The organism is Mesorhizobium sp. CNPSo 4684, from assembly GCF_057784315.1.
Map to the genome: position 1 here is coordinate 1 of NZ_JBWLUX010000040.1, position 16,522 is coordinate 16,522.

Sequence of the window (16,522 nt, forward strand, 5' to 3'; positions counted from 1 at the left end):
GCCCCCTTGGTCACCAGCGACAGCGGCACGCCCAGCGCCCCCACCGCCGCCGACAGCACCGGCACTTCGATGATTTCTTTTTTCACGGTGGTGCTCCCTTTTGTTGGACAGGCTGGCGCCAAGCCCCCTCACCCAGCCTCCGCTTCGCTCGGCTGACCTCTCCCCGAGGGGAGAGGAGACTTTTGGCGCCGGCGCCACCCTCTTCTCCCCCGCGGGGAGAAGGTGGCCGCGAAGCGGCCGGATGAGGGGGCCTGCGCCGATTCTGCGATTGCTTGGAGACTACACTGTCACATCGCAAACGCTAACGGACGCAAGTCGCTCACCCCTGCCCCGGATACGGCGTGCCGTCCTTATGCAGGAACCGGCCATCCGAACTCGGGCTCATCATGTCGATGTCGGAGCAGGTGATGACATCCTGGGGATTGCGCGAGCCGACTTCGAGGTAGCGCGCCGTCGTCGATGAGCGGTTGATCATGTGGTGGCCGTTGCCGCTGTTCTTGGCAAAGGTCGCGCAGTCGCCCGCCTTCAGCAGCGTCTCGCCGCCATCCTCGACCAGCACCAGTTCGCCTTCCAGCACATAGACGAGCTCGTCCTCATGGCTGTGCCAGTGGCGCTGGCTCGACCAGCCGCCGGGCGGCAGGGTCATCAGGTTGACGCCGAAATCGGTGAGGCCGCCGGCATCGCCGAGGCGCTGCCGCGTGCGGTCGGCGCAAGGGGCGTCGAAGGGCGCAGGGTAGCCGGAGCCTTTGCGGACAGGCACGGTGGACAGGTCGATCCTGGGCATTCACTCCTCCTCGATTCCGCATCGAATCTACGTCACAATCGCCCGCGCACAGGACGGGCCAATCACGGATCTTGGCGCCGCCCCTCATTGCCCTGCCGGGCATTTCTCCCCGTATAGTGACGGGGAGAAAGATGCTTGCGCCCATGGTTCGCCAACTGCCGGCGTTGCAGGAAGGGTGCCGGCCTTGCGGCCAGCCCCCTTCTCCCCGTCACTATACGGGGAGTTGAGGAATGGTCCGCGAAGCGGACAAAAAGCCAACTGCTTGGCTTTTCGAATGACGAACGTCCGGCAGGCAGATGAGGGGCAGCGCCCGCGCCTGGTGAGATGAAACGACGCCGGGGGCACAAGCGCCCGACACCACCCTCAATGACAGCACCCATACTGCAGCTGCTCATGCCAATCCGGCCGCCCCTCCGGCGTAAAATCCATCAAATTCCACAGGATCTCGCAGGTGCCGAGGCCGCGCGGATCCTGGCCGGGCTCCGTCGGCGCGAAATCCAGTTCCGAACTCCAGAAATGGCGGATGCCGTCCGCGTCACGATGAAACACCGACAGCAGCGGGATTTGCGCGCCGTCGGCACCCTCGGCATTGTAGTCGCGCTTGAAGCTATTGCCGGCGGAAGACACCAATCGCATGTTGCGCCAGCCCCTGTCGCGGCCAAGCGTGAGCAGGTTTTCGAGCGCGGTCTTGCCCACCACCGCGAAATTGAAGCCGGCCGCCTGAAGATGCCCGACCGCACCGTCGAACTGGTCGAGCAGCGCCGTGCAGGACGGGCATGGCTGATCCTGCCGCGCAAGCTTGGCCGTGCCGCCGCTGGTGGCCACCTCGCGCTTCTCCTGCGGATGGCGCGGAAACATCATGTTGTAAAGGATGAGCGAGCCCTTGCCGGGCGCGAACAGCTCGGACAGTTTTATCTTCGCGGGCCTTCCTTCGGCATCCAGCCCGTCGAACTCATAGTCCTGGCGGATCAGCCCGCCCGGCGGCAGCGCGCGCCGTGCCTCGGCGACCTCCTCCATCACACGGCGTAGCTCGATTTCCTTGCGCAGCAGTTTTTCGCGGGCGGTGCGGTATTTCGCGGATTCATTGGGAAAGGTGATCATGACCGGCTCCTTCAGGTCGTCGCGCCGGCGTCCCGGTGCGGTTGCTCTACGACCCAAGGACGAGCCAACTCGACTGGTTCCGACATTCTTGATCCGGGAAACGAGCCCGCCTTGCCGTATTCTTCCCGTCAGCTAGATCTCTGGGATCAGGGGAGCATATATGCGCGAGCAAAGCACCGACGAGATCGACCTGCGCTGCCCGCAAGTGGTGGCCGACAACGCCGCCAAGGGGCTGCGGCTGCGCAAGCAATTCGGGCGCGGCGGCACCGAGATCGGCGTCGCGCGCGCCACCGAACTGAAGAACCGCGAAAAGCTGGCGCCATCCACCATCCGCCGCATGGTCAGCTATTTCGCCCGCCACGAGGTCGACAAGCGCGGCAAGAATTATGGCAACGAGGACAATCCGTCGGCCGGCACCATCGCCTGGCTGCTGTGGGGCGGCGACGAGGGCCGCGCCTGGGCGCTCGAGCTTAAAAAGAAGATCGGCAATGCGCCTGATATCTGAATGGGCGCCTGATGGGCTGCTGAAAACGACTGGCGGGCCCCAAACCCCCGCCTGGGACCCGCCAAGGAGTGGCTGAACACATGCCGGTGCAGCCCCTCCACATCTGCCAGTCGTCGATCCGCCATCGGCCGAAAGGCATGGATGGTGAGGTAGCATCCGGTTGCAGCGGCCTATGTGAAGCAGTTCACAATCCGGAGGTTTTCAACAGCCGCTTTAGCCTTCCCAAGGGACTTGAATCATTCCCAGCCGCTCGTAGAGCCTGAGCGCTGCGGCGTTCTCGACCGTGTTGGTCTTGAGGTCGACATGGGGCGCGCCTCGATCGCGAAAGGCGTTGAAAGCCTGCCACATCAGCGCTTCGCCAATGCCTTTGCCGCGCGCCTCGGGGTGAACGGCGAGGTCCTTGACGAAGGCCCTCGTCCAGCACAGCGCTGCCGCCGCCAGCCGTCCTTTGGCGTCGATGACCAGGAAACACAGCGCCGGGTCGAATTCGGCATCGCCTGAGATACGCGGCCACCATTCGTCGAAGGGTCCGTCGGTGCCGTCATCGAACACCTCGCTCAGCAGCGCATGCAGGGGTTGCGCATCGCCATGTTCGAAACAGCGCATGGCAAAGCCGTCCGGCCAGTGCGGTGCAACGAGTGTCTCGTCGAGGATCTTGCGCAGCCGGATGTCGTTTGGAGCCGGCGGCCGCGGTTCAGGCATGGCGCTCAGGCGTCGGGCTGCAGCCGGCGGCGCTTGCGGTCGACACCGAGGCCGGTGGCCTCGAGCAAGCCTTTGCGCTTGGCGTCGAAATAATAGCCGGTCTGGTAGAGCCAATCGGCCTTCTTGGCGTTGCCGTCGGCACACAGCCAGGCGCCGCGCAGATATTTGACCGCGTATTTCAGATTGGTCTCGGCGTCGAACAGGCCCTTGGCCGGCCCGTCATAGCCCATGCCGCGCGCCGTCGCGTGCTTGATCTGCATCAGGCCCCAATGGCCGTTATTGTAGGCCTTGGGATTGTAGGTGCTTTCGCGGTTGACGACATGGCGCACCAGATCGACCGGCACCTCGTAGAGTGCGGCGTATTTCTGGATCAGCTGGTCGATGTCGCCGCGCATGCCGGTGGCGTGCTCTTCTGCCGGCGCGGGGTTTAGCGGCGCGGCGGGGAACTGCACCAGGGCAGCCGGATTCTGCGGCCCGACATAGGCCACCTGCTGCACGCCGGGCAAGGTTTTCTGACCGCCCTTGGCGGTGGCCGGCATCACCAGCCCGGCGGTCGTGTATGTCTCAGCCGTGACTGGCTGCCCGGCTTTGGCAGGCGCCGGCGCCTGCCAGGCATTGGCGGTCATGACGGCGGGCATGGCTGCCACTGTCGGCGTCGCGCCGGCAAAGGCCGCAGTCGCGGCAGCCGGTTGCGCGGCGGCATCGATTGCCGGCGTGGCGGGTGTCGCTTCGGCCGCCTGGACGGGTGTAACCCCTGAGGATTGCGGCAGCACCGAAACCGTGTCGGGCAGCGGCACGGTGAAGCCGGCATCGCTGCCGGCGGCGGTGGCGGTTTCAGTCAGCGCGGGCGTAGCCTTGATCTGCGAGGTCGATTGGCAGCCGGCTGCGGCGCCGACGATCACGCAGATCGCAATAAGGTTGAATTTTGCTGGCAAGCCGCGCGGGTCCGGTTTGTCGGGTTGTTAAGAAGTCCTTACACCAGCGATTCCTGGTGAGCAATCGGAGCTATCCGCTGGTTTTCGGGTGGCAAGAGCTGGGCCCAGATGCCATATTGTTCTGCATATGTACCGGTCGGTATGCCGGTTTTCGCCACTTTGCGAAAAGGAGCGCATCATGGAAACGACATCTTCGATCACAGCCGGCCACGCAGTGTTAGAAACAGTGATCGGCTTCATGGGCATCGCCTGGAGCGAAAAGGGCCTGATCCGGCTCTGCCTGCCCGAAAAGAGCCGCGAAGCGGTGGAGCGCCGGCTGATGCGCCATGCCGGTGTTGCCGCCAATACCGAGCAGCCGCAATGGGTCGTCGAACTGATCGCCTCGATCAAGGCTTATGCCTCAGGCGAGGACGTCGATTTCTCCGGCGTACCGGTCGATCTCGAAGGCGTCGACGACTTCCGCCTCGCCATCTACGACGCGGCGCGAAAGCTTGGTTATGGCGAAACCACCACCTATGGCGAACTGGCCAAGCGCGCCGGCCAGCCCGGCCTGCCGCGTGAAACCGGAGCAGCGCTCGGCGCCAATCCCGTGCCGCTGGTCATCCCCTGCCACCGCATCCTGGCCGCGGGCGGCAAGATCGGCGGCTTCTCCGCGCCCGGCGGCTCGGCCACCAAGGAAAAGATGCTGGCCATGGAAGGCGTGCGCGTCGGCCCGCCACCGCCGGCGCAGGTGTCGTTCGGGTTCTGAGAATTCAGATCCCGAACGAACTAATGCCGGCGCAGGAACCGCCGGTGGAAATGGTCGTTCTCGATCCGCTTGCAGAGATAGACCGGGCAGGATTCGGTATCGGCGCTCGGCACATAGGCGCGTTTCCTGACCTCGCCGATGTTGCAGAATTGCTGGCTCTGCACATAGCGGTCGAAGAGCGGCAGCCCCGGCACGCGCCTGGACTGATAGCGCAGGACCACCGCGCCCTGGCGGGCGATCGTGCCCTGCACCCTGTCGCAGCTCATACGAGTGGGGTCGTAGCGCGAAATCGCCTGCGCTTCGGCGGCCGCCAGTGTCAGGCAGACAGCCAGCAGAATGGTTTTCACGACGGTTTTCATGGTTGTCTCCCAAAACCGGACTAACGCCGTGGGGCGCCCCGATCTTCCCGATTGCTCAACGCTTTCATGTGATTGGGGCGGCCTTTGGGCGCCGCCGCGGCGGCGCCATTTTTCGACCCATCTTGTTTTTGGTGCAAAACCCGCCTATATCAGGTCCATTGATATTTCGGCCGATCGATCCGGGCCTCGCGATCTTCGCGTTTGCTGACGTCTATCTCCAAAATCTCGATACACACCGGCTGAACCTCGGTTCGGTCAAACCAAAGCAAATGCGAGGACTATTCATATGGCAACTGGTACGGTCAAGTGGTTCAATGCCACCAAGGGCTTCGGCTTCATTCAGCCTGATTCGGGCGGCGCGGACGTTTTCGTCCACATCTCCGCTGTCGAGCGCGCTGGACTGTCGACCCTGGTCGAAGGCCAGAAGATCAACTTCGAGATCGAGCAGGACCGCCGCACTGGCAAGTCGTCCGCTGGTTCTCTGAGCAAGGCAGCCTGATTTTGCAAACAGCGCGCGCCGGACGAGAGTTCGGGGCGCGCGGCAAGTCACGGATGTACTGACAGTCGCGCGAGAAGCGCGCTGGAGTGGAAAGACCCGACCAGCTGGATCAGCAGATAGCTGCCAGCCCGGACTTAAAGCTCCCGATCAGGCTACCGAAAATGGGAAGGCGGGATTTATCCCGCCTTTTTGTTTGTCTGGGGTTCAGCTGGCATCGGCGCGCTATGGTCCCACCGGTGGTACTTTTGGCCCAATAGTGGTACCATTCGCCCATGACCAAACTTGAACAAATCGAAAAATCCGTCGCCGAACTGAGCCCTGACGAACTGAAGGCTTTTGCCGCGTGGTTCGAGGCGCTCCAGGCGGACATGTGGGACCGGCAGATCGAAACGGACGCAAAATCGGGCCGGTTGGACAAGCTTGCCGAACAAGCTTTGGCTGACCATCTCGCTGGCCGGACCCGGCCTCTGTGAACCACGTCGCCTCCCCATCGTTTTGGGAGGCTTACGAAAAACTGCCACTATCGATCAGATTAAAGGCCGACCGGCGTTTTGCCAGATTGCGTTCTGACCTTTTTGACCCGTCACTGCATTTCAAACAGGTCGGACGCTATTGGTCTGCCAGGGTGGATGACAATTATCGGGCTGTCGCCATTCGCAACAACGACTCTGTAATCTGGTTCTGGATCGGCACCCATGCCGACTACGATCATCTGCTGAAGTAGCCCCAAGCCATTCGAGCTACCGGCCGAAGGCCGCAAGCCCGACCGGCGTCGCGCCTGTTGGCGCGCCCCGTCCGGAGCGAGCCGCGCAGCGGCGGCAAGCGTGAGGACAAAATCAGCGCCGCAGATGCAACGGAACCACTTTGTTGTCAGCGCCCAGCAGCGCCTGGATCGACAGCGGCTGCTGGTTGAAAATCGTGCCGGCCAGCGCCGGGCGGCCAAGGTGATACCCCTGCAGCAGGTCGACACCGCCATCCAGTGCGACGCGCAGATGCACGGATTGCTCGATGCCTTCGACCAGCACCTTGGCGCCGCGATCGTGCAGCGACGAGACGAGCGGCCGGAAGAAGCGCTCGGCGGCAGCGTGGCGGCAGAATTCGGCGAACCAGCCGCCGTCGATCTTGACGATGTCAGGTTGAAGCAGGCTCATCCGCTCGGCGGTCGAATGGCCGGTACCGAAATCGTCGATGGCGACGCGAACGCCGTGGCCCCGTATCTCGCGCACCAGCGGGGCCAGCACATGATCGTCGGCGGCCTGCTCGGTGATTTCGCAGACCAGCATGCCGGCATGCAGGTCGAGATCGCCGAGATGCCGGGTCATCAGCCGGATCTCGGCCAGCGCCCGCCCGAGATGATCGTTGATCATCGGGTTGTAGTTGAAGAACAGGTCGAGCCCTTCGACGCCGATGTTGCGGAAGTTTTTCAGATGCAGCATCCGGCACATCGTCTCGACAAACAGGCGGTCGCCTGCCGCGATGCTGTCGAAGAACACGGCGGGCGCAACCGGCCTGGCGGCGCGCTGCGGTTCGATCAGCGCCTCGACGGCGACCGCGGCCAGCGCGCCGCCGCGTGGCGCGAAGATCGGCTGGTAGGCGCTTTTCAGCCGGAATTCGCCATAGATGCCGTATTCGATGCCGATCTCATCGGCTAAGATCGCTTCGCCGACATCGCGCCGCCGCTCGCGCTGCCCGGTCATGGCCCGGTCCTGCGCCCGAACACCCGGCCCGGCCGTGCTGAAGCGGTTCGGCCGGCAGGCGCCTTGACTGGCTCGGCCGCCGCGACAGGTGGCTGCGCATCCGTGCCGAAAACGCGAAAACTGGTCGGCGCCAGTTCCGGCTTCGCCAGCGCGAAACCCTGCACCATCGAGGCGCCCGATTTCTCGGCGAGTTCAAGTTGCCAGCCCTCCTCGATGCCCTCGAACACGGTGCGGATGCCTTGCTGTTCGAAGTTCGTCACCATGGTGGTCAACAGGGCAAAGCCGGCGCCGGACTCCATCAGCTGCGTGATCCAGTGCGCATCGAATTTGACGATGTCTGGCTTGAGTTCCTTGATGCGGTTGATGTCGGATTCATCGGCGCCATAGTCGTCGACAGCGATGCGGAAGCCATTGGCCCGCAGCGCCTCGACGAAGCTGTAAAGCGTTTCCTGCGACGCCGACCTTTGCTCGGTCACCTCGCACACGATGCGGCGCGGATCGATCCCCGCCTCGTGCAGCACCAGGCGCATGTCGCGCAGCGCGTTGTCGACGATGGAGCGATCGGTGAACACCGACGGGTCGAAATTGACGAAGATCGAGGCCTCCTGCGGCAGGCAGGCGCCTGCGTTGAGCAAATGCAGCGTTCGCGTCAGCGCCTCGACATGCAGGCGGTCGCCGGCCGGACAGGTCGAGAAGAAACTCATCGGCGATTGCGGCTCGCCGTCGCGAAACGGCCGGATCAGCCCCTCGAACGCCGCCACCGACAATTTGCCCTCCTTGAAGGCGAAGATCGGCTGGAAGGCGCTTTGCAGCGTATAGATACCCCAGACACCCGACGAGGTGCCGTCATCGTTACGGATGATGTGGGCAAGCCCGATGCTGCGCGACAAGGGTCCCTCGCTCCGCGAGACAGGCGAAATGGCTGGCGATCCTGCCGCCAAAGGTTTTAACGGCCGTTGATGAATTTATTCTTGCCAGGGATACGCTCCATGGATTGCTTCACACAAACCGGGTGTAAACCCGGCGCAGGCGCTGTCCCAAAGCCGATCTTCACACCTCCTTGACCCCTGGCTCATCCGACAATGCTTGCACTTGGCGGGTTGATGCGACATGAGAAGCGCCGCAGCTGTTCCCGCTGCGCCGACCCCTCTGGAGATATCTGGTCATGGCCTTTCTTGCCGACGCCCTTTCCCGCGTGAAGCCTTCCGCCACCATCGCGGTGACGCAGAAAGCCCGCGAGCTGAAAAATGCCGGCCGTGACATTATCGGCCTCGGCGCCGGCGAACCGGATTTCGACACGCCCGACAACATCAAGAATGCGGCGATCGAGGCGATCCGCCGTGGCGAGACCAAATACCCGCCGGTATCGGGCATCGTGCCGCTGCGCGAGGCGATCGCCAAAAAGTTCAAGCGCGAGAACAATCTCGACTACAAGCCCGAGCAGACCATTGTCGGCACCGGCGGCAAGCAAATCCTGTTCAACGCTTTCATGGCGACGCTGAACCCCGGCGACGAGGTCATCATCCCCCGCCCCTACTGGGTCAGCTATCCCGAAATGGTGGCGATCTGCGGCGGCACCTCGGTGTTTGCCGACACCTCGATCGACAATGGTTTCAAGCTGACGCCGGCCGTGCTGGAAAAGGCGATCACGCCGAAGACCAAATGGCTCTTGATGAACTCACCGTCGAACCCGTCCGGCGCCGCCTATACGGAGGCCGAGCTGCGCGCGCTGGCCGACGTGCTTTTGAAGCATCCGCATGTCTGGACGCTGACCGACGACATGTACGAGCACCTGACCTATGGCGATTTCGTCTTCAAGACCATCGCCGAGGTCGAGCCGAAGCTCTATGAGCGCACGCTGACCATGAACGGCGTCTCGAAAGCCTATGCCATGACCGGCTGGCGCATCGGCTATGCCGCGGGTCCGGTGCAGCTGATCAAGGCAATGGACATGATCCAGGGCCAGCAGACCTCCGGCGCCTGCACCATCGCGCAGTGGGCCTCGGTCGAGGCGCTCAACGGTCCGCAGGATTTCGTCGCCAGGAACAAAGCGATTTTTCAAGGCAGGCGCGACCTCGTCGTGTCGATGCTCAACCAGGCGCGCGGCATTAGCTGCCCGTCGCCCGAAGGCGCCTTCTACGTCTATCCGTCCTGCGCCCAGCTGATCGGCAAGAACACCAAGGCCGGCAAGGTGATCGACACCGACGAGGCCTTCTGCTCCGAACTGCTTGAAGCCGAGGGTGTCGCGGTGGTGTTCGGCTCGGCCTTCGGCCTCGGCCCCAACTTCCGCATCTCCTACGCCACGTCGGAGACGCTGCTGGAGGAAGCCTGCACGCGCATCCAGCGCTTTACGGCATCGCTGACCTGATCAGGCCAGCCTGAAACAGAAAACCCGGCGTCACGCCGGGCTTGTTGTTGGCGCCTCATGCCTCTTGCTCCGGCACAAGCGGTGGCGAAGCGTTCGTGCACGCCGTTTCGCCCACCATGCGCTCAGCCGCCATATTGTTCAGGGGTTACCGCTTCCATCCAGTCGGCATGGACGCCGTCAAGCGCCTCCTGCATGGCGACATGGCTCATCGTCGTCTTCGGACCTGCACCGTGCCAGTGTTTTTCGCCGGGCTCGAACGAGATGACGTCACCGGCCCTGATCTCCTGGATCGCCCCGCCCCATGTCTGCGCCAGGCCGGCGCCCGCAGTGACATAGAGTGTCTGGCCGAGCGGGTGCGTGTGCCAGTGGGTGCGCGCGCCGGGCTCGAAGCTGACCAGCGTGGCGCGCAGCCGCGCCGGCGCTTGCCTCTCGATGATTGGCGTCTGCAGCACGCGGCCGGTGAAATACTTGTCCGGGGCGATGATGGTCGGCACGCTGCCGCAGGCTATGATCTTCATCTGGCGATCCTCAATCCGGCAAACCCTACCCCTTGCCTACCACCCCAGCCGCGGCCAGAACAGGCCGGCACGCCCCCGATAGGCCTTGTACGAGTCGGCGAGCGGCGTGCGCGAAAATTTCTTCTCTTCGTCCAGCGCCGCAAACACATAGAGGATGGCGATCCCGGCGACCGGCACCACCGCCCAGATCGACCACGTCGCGATCCCCCATCCGATCCAGAAGATGATGTAGGACGTATAGAACGGGTGGCGGACATAGCCGTAGGGGCCGTCGGTCAGCAGGCTGTGTGGATCGTCGGGCGCGAAGGCGAAGCGCAGCCGCGCCTTGCGCGACGTGGCAATCGCCCACCAGAACAGGGCGGAACTCGCCAGTTCGACGACAAGCCCGGTGAGCTTTGCCGAAACCGGCTGCGATTGGATCCACAGTATGGCGAGAAAGAACAGCGCCGTGGCGATGACCGCCGCCGATATCGCCATGGCGCCCGGAGACATGGCCTGCGGTTGGAAATGCGCCCGCATCGACCAGACATACTGGCCAAGCGTCGCGATGCTGCAGATCGAGACAAGAAGATCGAGAACTGGTTCCATTGTCGGGATTCCGCGGTGGTTGCCATGGAGCGGTGGGCACGCCGATGGTCGATTTCTAGAAATCCTTTCTTAACCACATGTTTAAAGAACATATAGAGCCCGCGATGCGATGTTGGCCGTCAGGCAAATCTGAAGGTCTAATCCAGCATGAGCATCACTGACCGCACCATCCGCACGCCGCAGGCCGATTTGCGCCTTAGCCAGTCGTCGGGATCCGGCATGCCCATCGTCATGATGCATGGTTCAGGTTCCTCGCGCGCCGTGTTTGCCCGTCAGTTCGACAGTCCACTCGCCGATGCCCATCGGCTGATCGCCTTCGACCTTCCCGGCCATGGCGAGTCATCGGATGCCCGCGATCCGGCAACCGCCTACACGATTACCGGCCTCGCCCAGACCACAGCCCGCCTTCTCGATTCGCTGGGTATCGACCGCGCCATCATCTTCGGCTGGTCGCTCGGCGGTCATGTGGCGATCGAACTTGCCAGCTTTCACCACGCGGTCACCGGCCTGGTGCTGACCGGGGCGCCGCCGGTGTCGAGAGGACCGCTCGGCATGCTGCGCGGTTTTCACGCCAACTGGGATATGCTGCTCGCCTCCAAGAAGGTCTACTCCGAACGCGACATTGAGCGCTTTGAGGCGCTTTGCTTCGGCGACACCGCAAGTCCGTCCTTCCGCGAAGCCATAAAGCGCACCGACGGCAGGCTGCGCGCCGGGGTGGCGCGCAGCATGTTTGCCGGCAAGGGCGCCGACCAGAAACAGGTGGTCGAACACGCCCCGTTCCCGGTCGCGGTGATCAATGGAGAGCATGATCCGCTGGTGCGGCTGAGCTACTTCGAGACGGTGGCCTACGCCTCGCTGTGGGAACAGTGCCATGTCATCCCGGACGCCGGCCATGCACCTTTCTGGGAACGCCCAAACCTGTTCAACCCGCTGTTGTCGCGCTACGCCGAAACGGTGGTGAAGCAGAGTGCAGCCACGCCGGCGCGGCGAAGCCAGGGCCGCTGAAACTTCCCGACCAGTTTTCTAATCCGCTTCAGGCCCTCTCCGCCTGACGGCGGCGCACGCCGATTTCTATTTTCCTTGCCCTGCCGCCTAACCCGTGGGACGATGGGTTTGGGCAGGTGGCTAAATGAAAACAACCCCGCCCGCGACGGTCGAACAGGCCGGCCGCCGCTCAAAACAGGGTGCGATCGGCGCAAAACCGTTTCCACTTTTGCTGATCGTACTCCAAGGCCAACGCCTGAGTGGAGGTCAGCCATGGGTACTCGCGCCGGAGGACGACGCACGGGACCGAAATGCATTGCCATAGTCGGTCCCTTTGCAAGCGGTAAGACGACACTTCTCGAAGCCATCCTCGCCCGTACGGGCGCCATCCCCCGCCAAAATCCCGTTTCATCGGGAAGCACCGTTTCCGATCATTCGCCCGAGGCGCGGGCGCACGCCATGAGCGTCGAGGCGACCTTTGCCACAACCGAATTCATGGGCGAGCAGCTCACCTTCGTCGACTGTCCCGGCTCGATCGAATTCTCCTTCGAGGCCGAGCCGGTGCTGGCCGCCTGCGACCTCGCCGTGGTTGTCGCCGAGGCCGACGAGAAGAAGATCCCGGCCTTGCAGCTCATCATGCGCAAGCTCGATGATCTCGGCGTGCCGCGCATCCTGTTCCTCAACAAGGTCGACAAGGCGATCGCCGGCGTGCGCGACACGCTGAAGATGCTGCAGCCGACGAGCGCGGCGCCGCTGCTGCTGCGCCAGATTCCGTTGCGCAAGGACAATGTGGTGATCGGTTCGATCGACCTGGCGCTGGAGCGCGCCTACATCTACCGCGAATATGCCGAAAGCCAGGTCGCCGGGATTCCGGGCGACGAAAAGGCGCGCGAGCTGGAAGCCCGCTTCTCCATGCTGGAGACGCTCGCCGATCACGACGACCAGCTGATGGAACAGTTGCTGGAGGAGATCGAGCCTCCCAAGGACGCGGTGTTCGACGATCTGTCCGCCGACCTGCGCGCCGGCGTCATAACGCCGGTGCTGATCGGCACCGCAGAAAAGGGCAATGGCGTGCTACGTCTGTTGAAGGCGATCCGCCATGACGCGCCGGATGTCGAGGCGACCCGCAAGCGCCTCGGGGTGCCGGACGGCAATCAGACGGTGGTCCAGGTGATGAAGACCATCCACACCGCGCATGGCGGCAAGCTGTCTGTGTCACGCATCCTGTCGGGCCAGCTCGCCGACGCCACAGAGCTTTTCCTGTCGAACGGCGAGACGGCGAAAGTCTCCGGCATCTACAAGATGCTCGGCAAGGACCAGTCCAAGCTCACCGCCGCCAAGGCTGGCGACACGGTGGCGCTGGGCAAGCTGGACGAGGTCAAGACCGGCCAGACGTTGAGCTCCACCAAGGGCGGCATCAAGCCGCTGCTTACGCTGACGCCGCCGCAGCCGGTCTTTGCTTTTGCGCTACGGCCCAAGGAGCGCAAGGACGAGGTCAAGATGTCGGCGGCCATTCAGCGCTTGGCCGAGGAAGATCCCTCGCTCACCCTGCGCCACAATCAGGACTCGGCCGAAACCGTGCTGTCGGGCCATGGCGAGATGCATCTGCGGGTCGTGCGCGAGCGGCTGGAAGGCAAGAACCAGATCCCGGTCGAAGGCCACGCGCCTGCCGTGCCCTATCGCGAGACGATCCGCAAGACGGTGCAGCAGCGCGGCCGCCACAAGAAGCAGTCCGGCGGCCATGGCCAGTTCGGCGATGTGGTGATCGAGATCAAGCCGCTGCCGCGCGGTTCCGGCTTCCAGTTCTCGGACACCATCACCGGCGGCGTCGTGCCCAAGACCTACATCCAGTCGGTCGAAACCGGTGTGCGCGATTATCTGAAATCCGGCCCGCTCGGCTTCCCTGTGGTCGATGTCGCCGTCAACCTCTCCGACGGCTCCTACCATGCCGTCGATTCATCCGACATGGCCTTCCAGATGGCAGCCAAACTCGCGATGAAGGAAGGCATGGCTGCGTGCTCGCCGGTGCTGCTCGAGCCGGTAATGAAGGTCGAGATCGTCACCCCGTCCGAAGCCACCTCGAAGATCATCGCGCTGATCCCGCAGCGGCGCGGCCAGATCCTCGGCTACGACGCGCGGCCCGACTGGCCGGGATGGGATGTCGTCGAGGCGACCATGCCGCAGGCCGAGATCGGCGATCTGATCATCGAACTGCGCTCGGCGACCGCCGGCGTCGCCAGCTATCGCTGTGCCTTCGATCATATGGCTGAGCTTACGGGGCGGTTGGCCGACGAGGCGATGAACGCCAACGGCAAGGCTGCCTGACAGACGGTGGCTGATCCGCACAAAAAACGGCGCCCGGATGATCCGGACGCCGCTCCTATTGCGGACCGTCTTCTTGGGAGGAAAACGGCAGGTCCGCCGCATGTATCCGCCGCGCCATACGGCACAGGCAGACGAATAGGTTCGGACGCGGTAGCCGCCTGAGCCCGGATCTTCCGAGTGATGCCCCCATCTCCCGGACGAACCACACCGCGTCCTATGATCTGCTTAAACGATGAATCGCGCCTGCGACATGTTACCTGAGGTTACATGTCACTGTTACGCGGCAATTCCGGTCGGTTTTTCGCCGGTTGCGGCAGGCTGAAAACAAAAAAGCCGGATCAACGAAGATCCGGCTGAGTTTGATTGGAAGTGCCTGTTAAGGCTAACCTCCAGAGGGGAACACTCGAGGGCGCTAATGGGAGGAGAACGCGCCCAGGAGATGGTCTATATATGTGCTCATCATGCCCAAGAAACAAGCATCTATTTTGCAACACACGCATGCAAAAAGGCGCAGGCTGTGGTCTAACCCATTTTTGGGCACGGTAGGACCAGAAAAAGACTTCAAATGGCCTGCGCGACCGGCCCGTAGCTGTCACAGAACCGTAGCCTGACCCGATTTTTGCGCCAAAGCGCAAAAACGCCAAATGACATAGAATCAGGCAGAGCGCGTTTATTTTTGCGGCAGCGGCCAGAATCGGAAGGCCAGGCGCCGGCAAGGAAGGCCTGAAATGCGGACACCCCAGGCGATCGCCGGCAGCGCGCTCTTCTTCATCGCAGCGCCTTGCGTCGTCGCCGGTGTGGTGCCCTGGCTGCTGACGGACCACTACCATCTGCCGCTATCGACTGTGCCCGGTTTCGTTCCCCTCGGCTGGCTTCTGATCGTCGCGGCCATCGCCCTGCTCGTTCATTCCTTTGGCCGCTTTGCGCTCGAAGGCCTCGGCACACCGGCGCCGGTGGCGCCCACCGAGAGGCTGGTGATTGGCGGCATCTACCGCCATGTCCGCAACCCGATGTATGTCGCGGTGCCGTCGATCATCCTCGGCCAGGCGCTGCTGTTTTCGAGCGGGACCGTCGTCGCCTATGCCGTCATCGGCGCGATCGTCATGGGCTCCTTCGTGAAGCTCTACGAAGAGCCGACGCTGGCCCGCCGCTATGGCGCCGAATACGAGACCTACCGCCGCAACGTCCCCGGCTGGTTGCCGCGGCTGACGCCGTGGCAAGGGTAGTCTGGACCGCCAGCGTCGGCGCTGCCCCTCAACCCCCGCCGGGACCTTCTCCCCGTATAGTGACGGGGAGAAGGGGTTGACCGCGACCTCGGCGCTTCACTTGCAGCGTTGACGATTGGCGAAACCTGCGATGAGTGCGCCCCTCTCCCCGTCACGATACGGGGAGAGGATGCCGGCAGGCGGGTGAGGGGCGGCGCTGGCCTTGGGTTAGAAAGACCAGCTTCTGGCCTTCGCGATGATGAAATCGCGGAACACGTGCAGCTTGGCCTGGTTCTTCATCGCGTCGGGATAGGCGAAATAGGTGTCGAAGGACGGCACCTCGGTCTCTGGCAAAAGCTGCACCAGATCCGACTCCTTGGAGATCACATAGTCTGGCAGCATGGCGATGCCAGCGCCGCCCTGCACGGCGCGCTTGATCGACAATATGTCGTTGATCTGCAGCGTCGGCACCCTCTGCCCGCCTTCGAAATCGCCGATCGTCTCCAGCCAGTTCAGCTCCGACAGATGCGACGGCACCGGCACGCCGAAAGTGACGATGCGATGGTTCTTCAGATCGGCGACCGAGGTCGGCTTGCCGTGTTTGCCGACATAGGCTGGGGAAGCGTAGAGATGGAAATGCACCGTAAACAGGCGGCGTTGGATCAGGTCGGGCTGCTGCGGCTGGCGCAGCCGGATCGCGCAATCCGCCTGGCGCATGGTGAGGTCGAGTTCCTCATTGGCCAGGATCAGCTGCAGGCTGATTTCGGGATAAAGTTCGATGAATTCCTGCACCCGCTCGGTCAGCCAGCCGGCGCCCAAGCCCACCGTCGTCGTCACCCTGAGCACGCCGGACGGCCGGTCCTTGGCTTCGGTCAGCCGCGACTTGATGGTCTCCAGCTTCATCAGCACGTCGTGCGCCGTCCGAAACAGCATCTCGCCCTGTTCGGTCAACACCAGGCCGCGAGCATGGCGGTTGAACAGCGGCACCCCGACATCATGTTCGAGCGCGCTGACCTGGCGTGAAATCGCCGATTGCGACAGATGCAATGTCTCGGCGGCATGGGTGAACGACCCAGCCTCCGCCGCAGCGTGAAACACGCGAAGCTTGTCCCAGTCCAACGCCATTGAGTTCCCCTCGTTCTGTTTTTGGCGTCTGAATGAAAAATCAGGCTTTTGAACGGCTTGCCCTGCCGTCTTGATAGAT

Annotated in this window: 19 protein-coding genes; 9 read left to right on the forward strand and 10 right to left on the reverse strand. The window is 63.3% G+C overall.

Annotated features, from left to right (window positions below; all coding sequences use genetic code 11):
• Positions 1-319: 319 nt before the first annotated feature.
• A complete protein-coding gene (locus AC04SG_RS28280; RefSeq protein ID WP_488553732.1) occupies positions 320-784 on the reverse strand; it encodes a cupin domain-containing protein in 465 nt (154 codons plus the stop codon).
• A 363-nt stretch (positions 785-1,147) separates the two neighbouring features.
• Positions 1,148-1,885 carry a DUF899 family protein gene (locus AC04SG_RS28285; RefSeq protein ID WP_488553733.1) on the reverse strand — a complete coding sequence of 246 codons (738 nt, stop codon included), beginning with the start codon at positions 1,883-1,885 and terminating at the stop codon, positions 1,148-1,150.
• A 160-nt stretch (positions 1,886-2,045) separates the two neighbouring features.
• Here AC04SG_RS28285 and AC04SG_RS28290 point away from each other — a divergent pair, with 160 nt between their 5' ends.
• The gene (locus AC04SG_RS28290) at positions 2,046-2,390 is read left to right on the forward strand and encodes a hypothetical protein (protein ID WP_488553734.1); all 345 of its coding nucleotides are present in this window, start codon (positions 2,046-2,048) and stop codon (positions 2,388-2,390) included.
• A gap of 213 nt (positions 2,391-2,603) precedes the next feature.
• On the opposite strand, the gene AC04SG_RS28295 is transcribed toward AC04SG_RS28290, so the two are convergent.
• Both AC04SG_RS28295 and AC04SG_RS28300 read right to left on the reverse strand, forming a co-directional pair.
• Positions 2,604-3,092, reverse strand: coding sequence for a GNAT family N-acetyltransferase (locus AC04SG_RS28295; RefSeq protein ID WP_352556480.1), 489 nt, complete (start codon positions 3,090-3,092; stop codon positions 2,604-2,606).
• 5 nt (positions 3,093-3,097) lie between these two features.
• Positions 3,098-4,027 (reverse strand): transglycosylase SLT domain-containing protein, encoded by a 930-nt coding sequence (locus AC04SG_RS28300; protein ID WP_488553735.1) that lies wholly within the window; start codon positions 4,025-4,027, stop codon positions 3,098-3,100.
• Between the two features lie 178 nt (positions 4,028-4,205).
• On the opposite strand from AC04SG_RS28300, the gene AC04SG_RS28305 reads away from it, so the two are divergent.
• Positions 4,206-4,775 carry a methylated-DNA--[protein]-cysteine S-methyltransferase gene (locus AC04SG_RS28305; RefSeq protein ID WP_488553736.1) on the forward strand — a complete coding sequence of 190 codons (570 nt, stop codon included), beginning with the start codon at positions 4,206-4,208 and terminating at the stop codon, positions 4,773-4,775.
• Positions 4,776-4,795: 20 nt separating this feature from the next.
• Here AC04SG_RS28305 and AC04SG_RS28310 read toward each other — a convergent pair whose 3' ends face one another.
• A complete protein-coding gene (locus tag AC04SG_RS28310; RefSeq protein WP_488553776.1) occupies positions 4,796-5,122 on the reverse strand; it encodes a hypothetical protein in 327 nt (108 codons plus the stop codon).
• A gap of 298 nt (positions 5,123-5,420) precedes the next feature.
• Here AC04SG_RS28310 and AC04SG_RS28315 point away from each other — a divergent pair, with 298 nt between their 5' ends.
• From AC04SG_RS28315 to AC04SG_RS28325, 3 genes are all read left to right on the forward strand, one after another.
• Positions 5,421-5,633, forward strand: a complete 213-nt coding sequence (locus tag AC04SG_RS28315; RefSeq protein WP_015316174.1) for a cold-shock protein — start codon at positions 5,421-5,423, stop codon at positions 5,631-5,633.
• Between the two features lie 272 nt (positions 5,634-5,905).
• Positions 5,906-6,106 carry a hypothetical protein gene (locus tag AC04SG_RS28320; protein WP_488553737.1) on the forward strand — a complete coding sequence of 67 codons (201 nt, stop codon included), beginning with the start codon at positions 5,906-5,908 and terminating at the stop codon, positions 6,104-6,106.
• Positions 6,103-6,357, forward strand: coding sequence for a ParE family toxin-like protein (locus AC04SG_RS28325; protein ID WP_488553738.1), 255 nt, complete (start codon positions 6,103-6,105; stop codon positions 6,355-6,357). The genes AC04SG_RS28320 and AC04SG_RS28325 overlap by 4 nt, the downstream gene beginning before the upstream one ends.
• 112 nt (positions 6,358-6,469) lie before the next feature.
• On the opposite strand, the gene AC04SG_RS28330 is transcribed toward AC04SG_RS28325, so the two are convergent.
• A complete protein-coding gene (locus AC04SG_RS28330; RefSeq protein WP_488553739.1) occupies positions 6,470-7,330 on the reverse strand; it encodes an EAL domain-containing protein in 861 nt (286 codons plus the stop codon).
• Positions 7,327-8,220 carry an EAL domain-containing protein gene (locus AC04SG_RS28335; RefSeq protein ID WP_488553740.1) on the reverse strand — a complete coding sequence of 298 codons (894 nt, stop codon included), beginning with the start codon at positions 8,218-8,220 and terminating at the stop codon, positions 7,327-7,329. Before AC04SG_RS28335 ends, AC04SG_RS28330 begins: the two co-directional genes overlap by 4 nt.
• A gap of 275 nt (positions 8,221-8,495) precedes the next feature.
• Here AC04SG_RS28335 and AC04SG_RS28340 point away from each other — a divergent pair, with 275 nt between their 5' ends.
• Positions 8,496-9,698, forward strand: a complete 1,203-nt coding sequence (locus AC04SG_RS28340) for a pyridoxal phosphate-dependent aminotransferase (protein WP_488553741.1) — start codon at positions 8,496-8,498, stop codon at positions 9,696-9,698.
• 122 nt (positions 9,699-9,820) lie between these two features.
• Here AC04SG_RS28340 and AC04SG_RS28345 read toward each other — a convergent pair whose 3' ends face one another.
• Complete coding sequence (locus AC04SG_RS28345; RefSeq protein ID WP_488553742.1) at positions 9,821-10,216, reverse strand: (R)-mandelonitrile lyase; 396 nt, start codon at positions 10,214-10,216, stop codon at positions 9,821-9,823.
• Between the two features lie 36 nt (positions 10,217-10,252).
• Positions 10,253-10,804 (reverse strand): methyltransferase family protein, encoded by a 552-nt coding sequence (locus AC04SG_RS28350; protein WP_488553743.1) that lies wholly within the window; start codon positions 10,802-10,804, stop codon positions 10,253-10,255.
• A 147-nt stretch (positions 10,805-10,951) separates the two neighbouring features.
• On the opposite strand from AC04SG_RS28350, the gene AC04SG_RS28355 reads away from it, so the two are divergent.
• From AC04SG_RS28355 to AC04SG_RS28365, 3 genes are all read left to right on the forward strand, one after another.
• Entirely contained in the window at positions 10,952-11,809 is an 858-nt protein-coding gene (locus AC04SG_RS28355) for an alpha/beta fold hydrolase (RefSeq protein ID WP_488553744.1), read from the forward strand.
• 252 nt (positions 11,810-12,061) lie between these two features.
• Positions 12,062-14,113 carry an elongation factor G gene (locus AC04SG_RS28360; protein WP_488553745.1) on the forward strand — a complete coding sequence of 684 codons (2,052 nt, stop codon included), beginning with the start codon at positions 12,062-12,064 and terminating at the stop codon, positions 14,111-14,113.
• A gap of 728 nt (positions 14,114-14,841) precedes the next feature.
• Positions 14,842-15,339: a methyltransferase family protein gene (locus tag AC04SG_RS28365; protein WP_488553746.1), complete on the forward strand. Its 498-nt coding sequence runs from the start codon at positions 14,842-14,844 to the stop codon at positions 15,337-15,339.
• A 207-nt stretch (positions 15,340-15,546) separates the two neighbouring features.
• Here the strand turns inward: AC04SG_RS28365 and AC04SG_RS28370 are convergent, their stop codons facing one another.
• Positions 15,547-16,443, reverse strand: a complete 897-nt coding sequence (locus tag AC04SG_RS28370; RefSeq protein WP_181058731.1) for a LysR family transcriptional regulator — start codon at positions 16,441-16,443, stop codon at positions 15,547-15,549.
• Positions 16,444-16,522 lie beyond the last annotated feature (79 nt).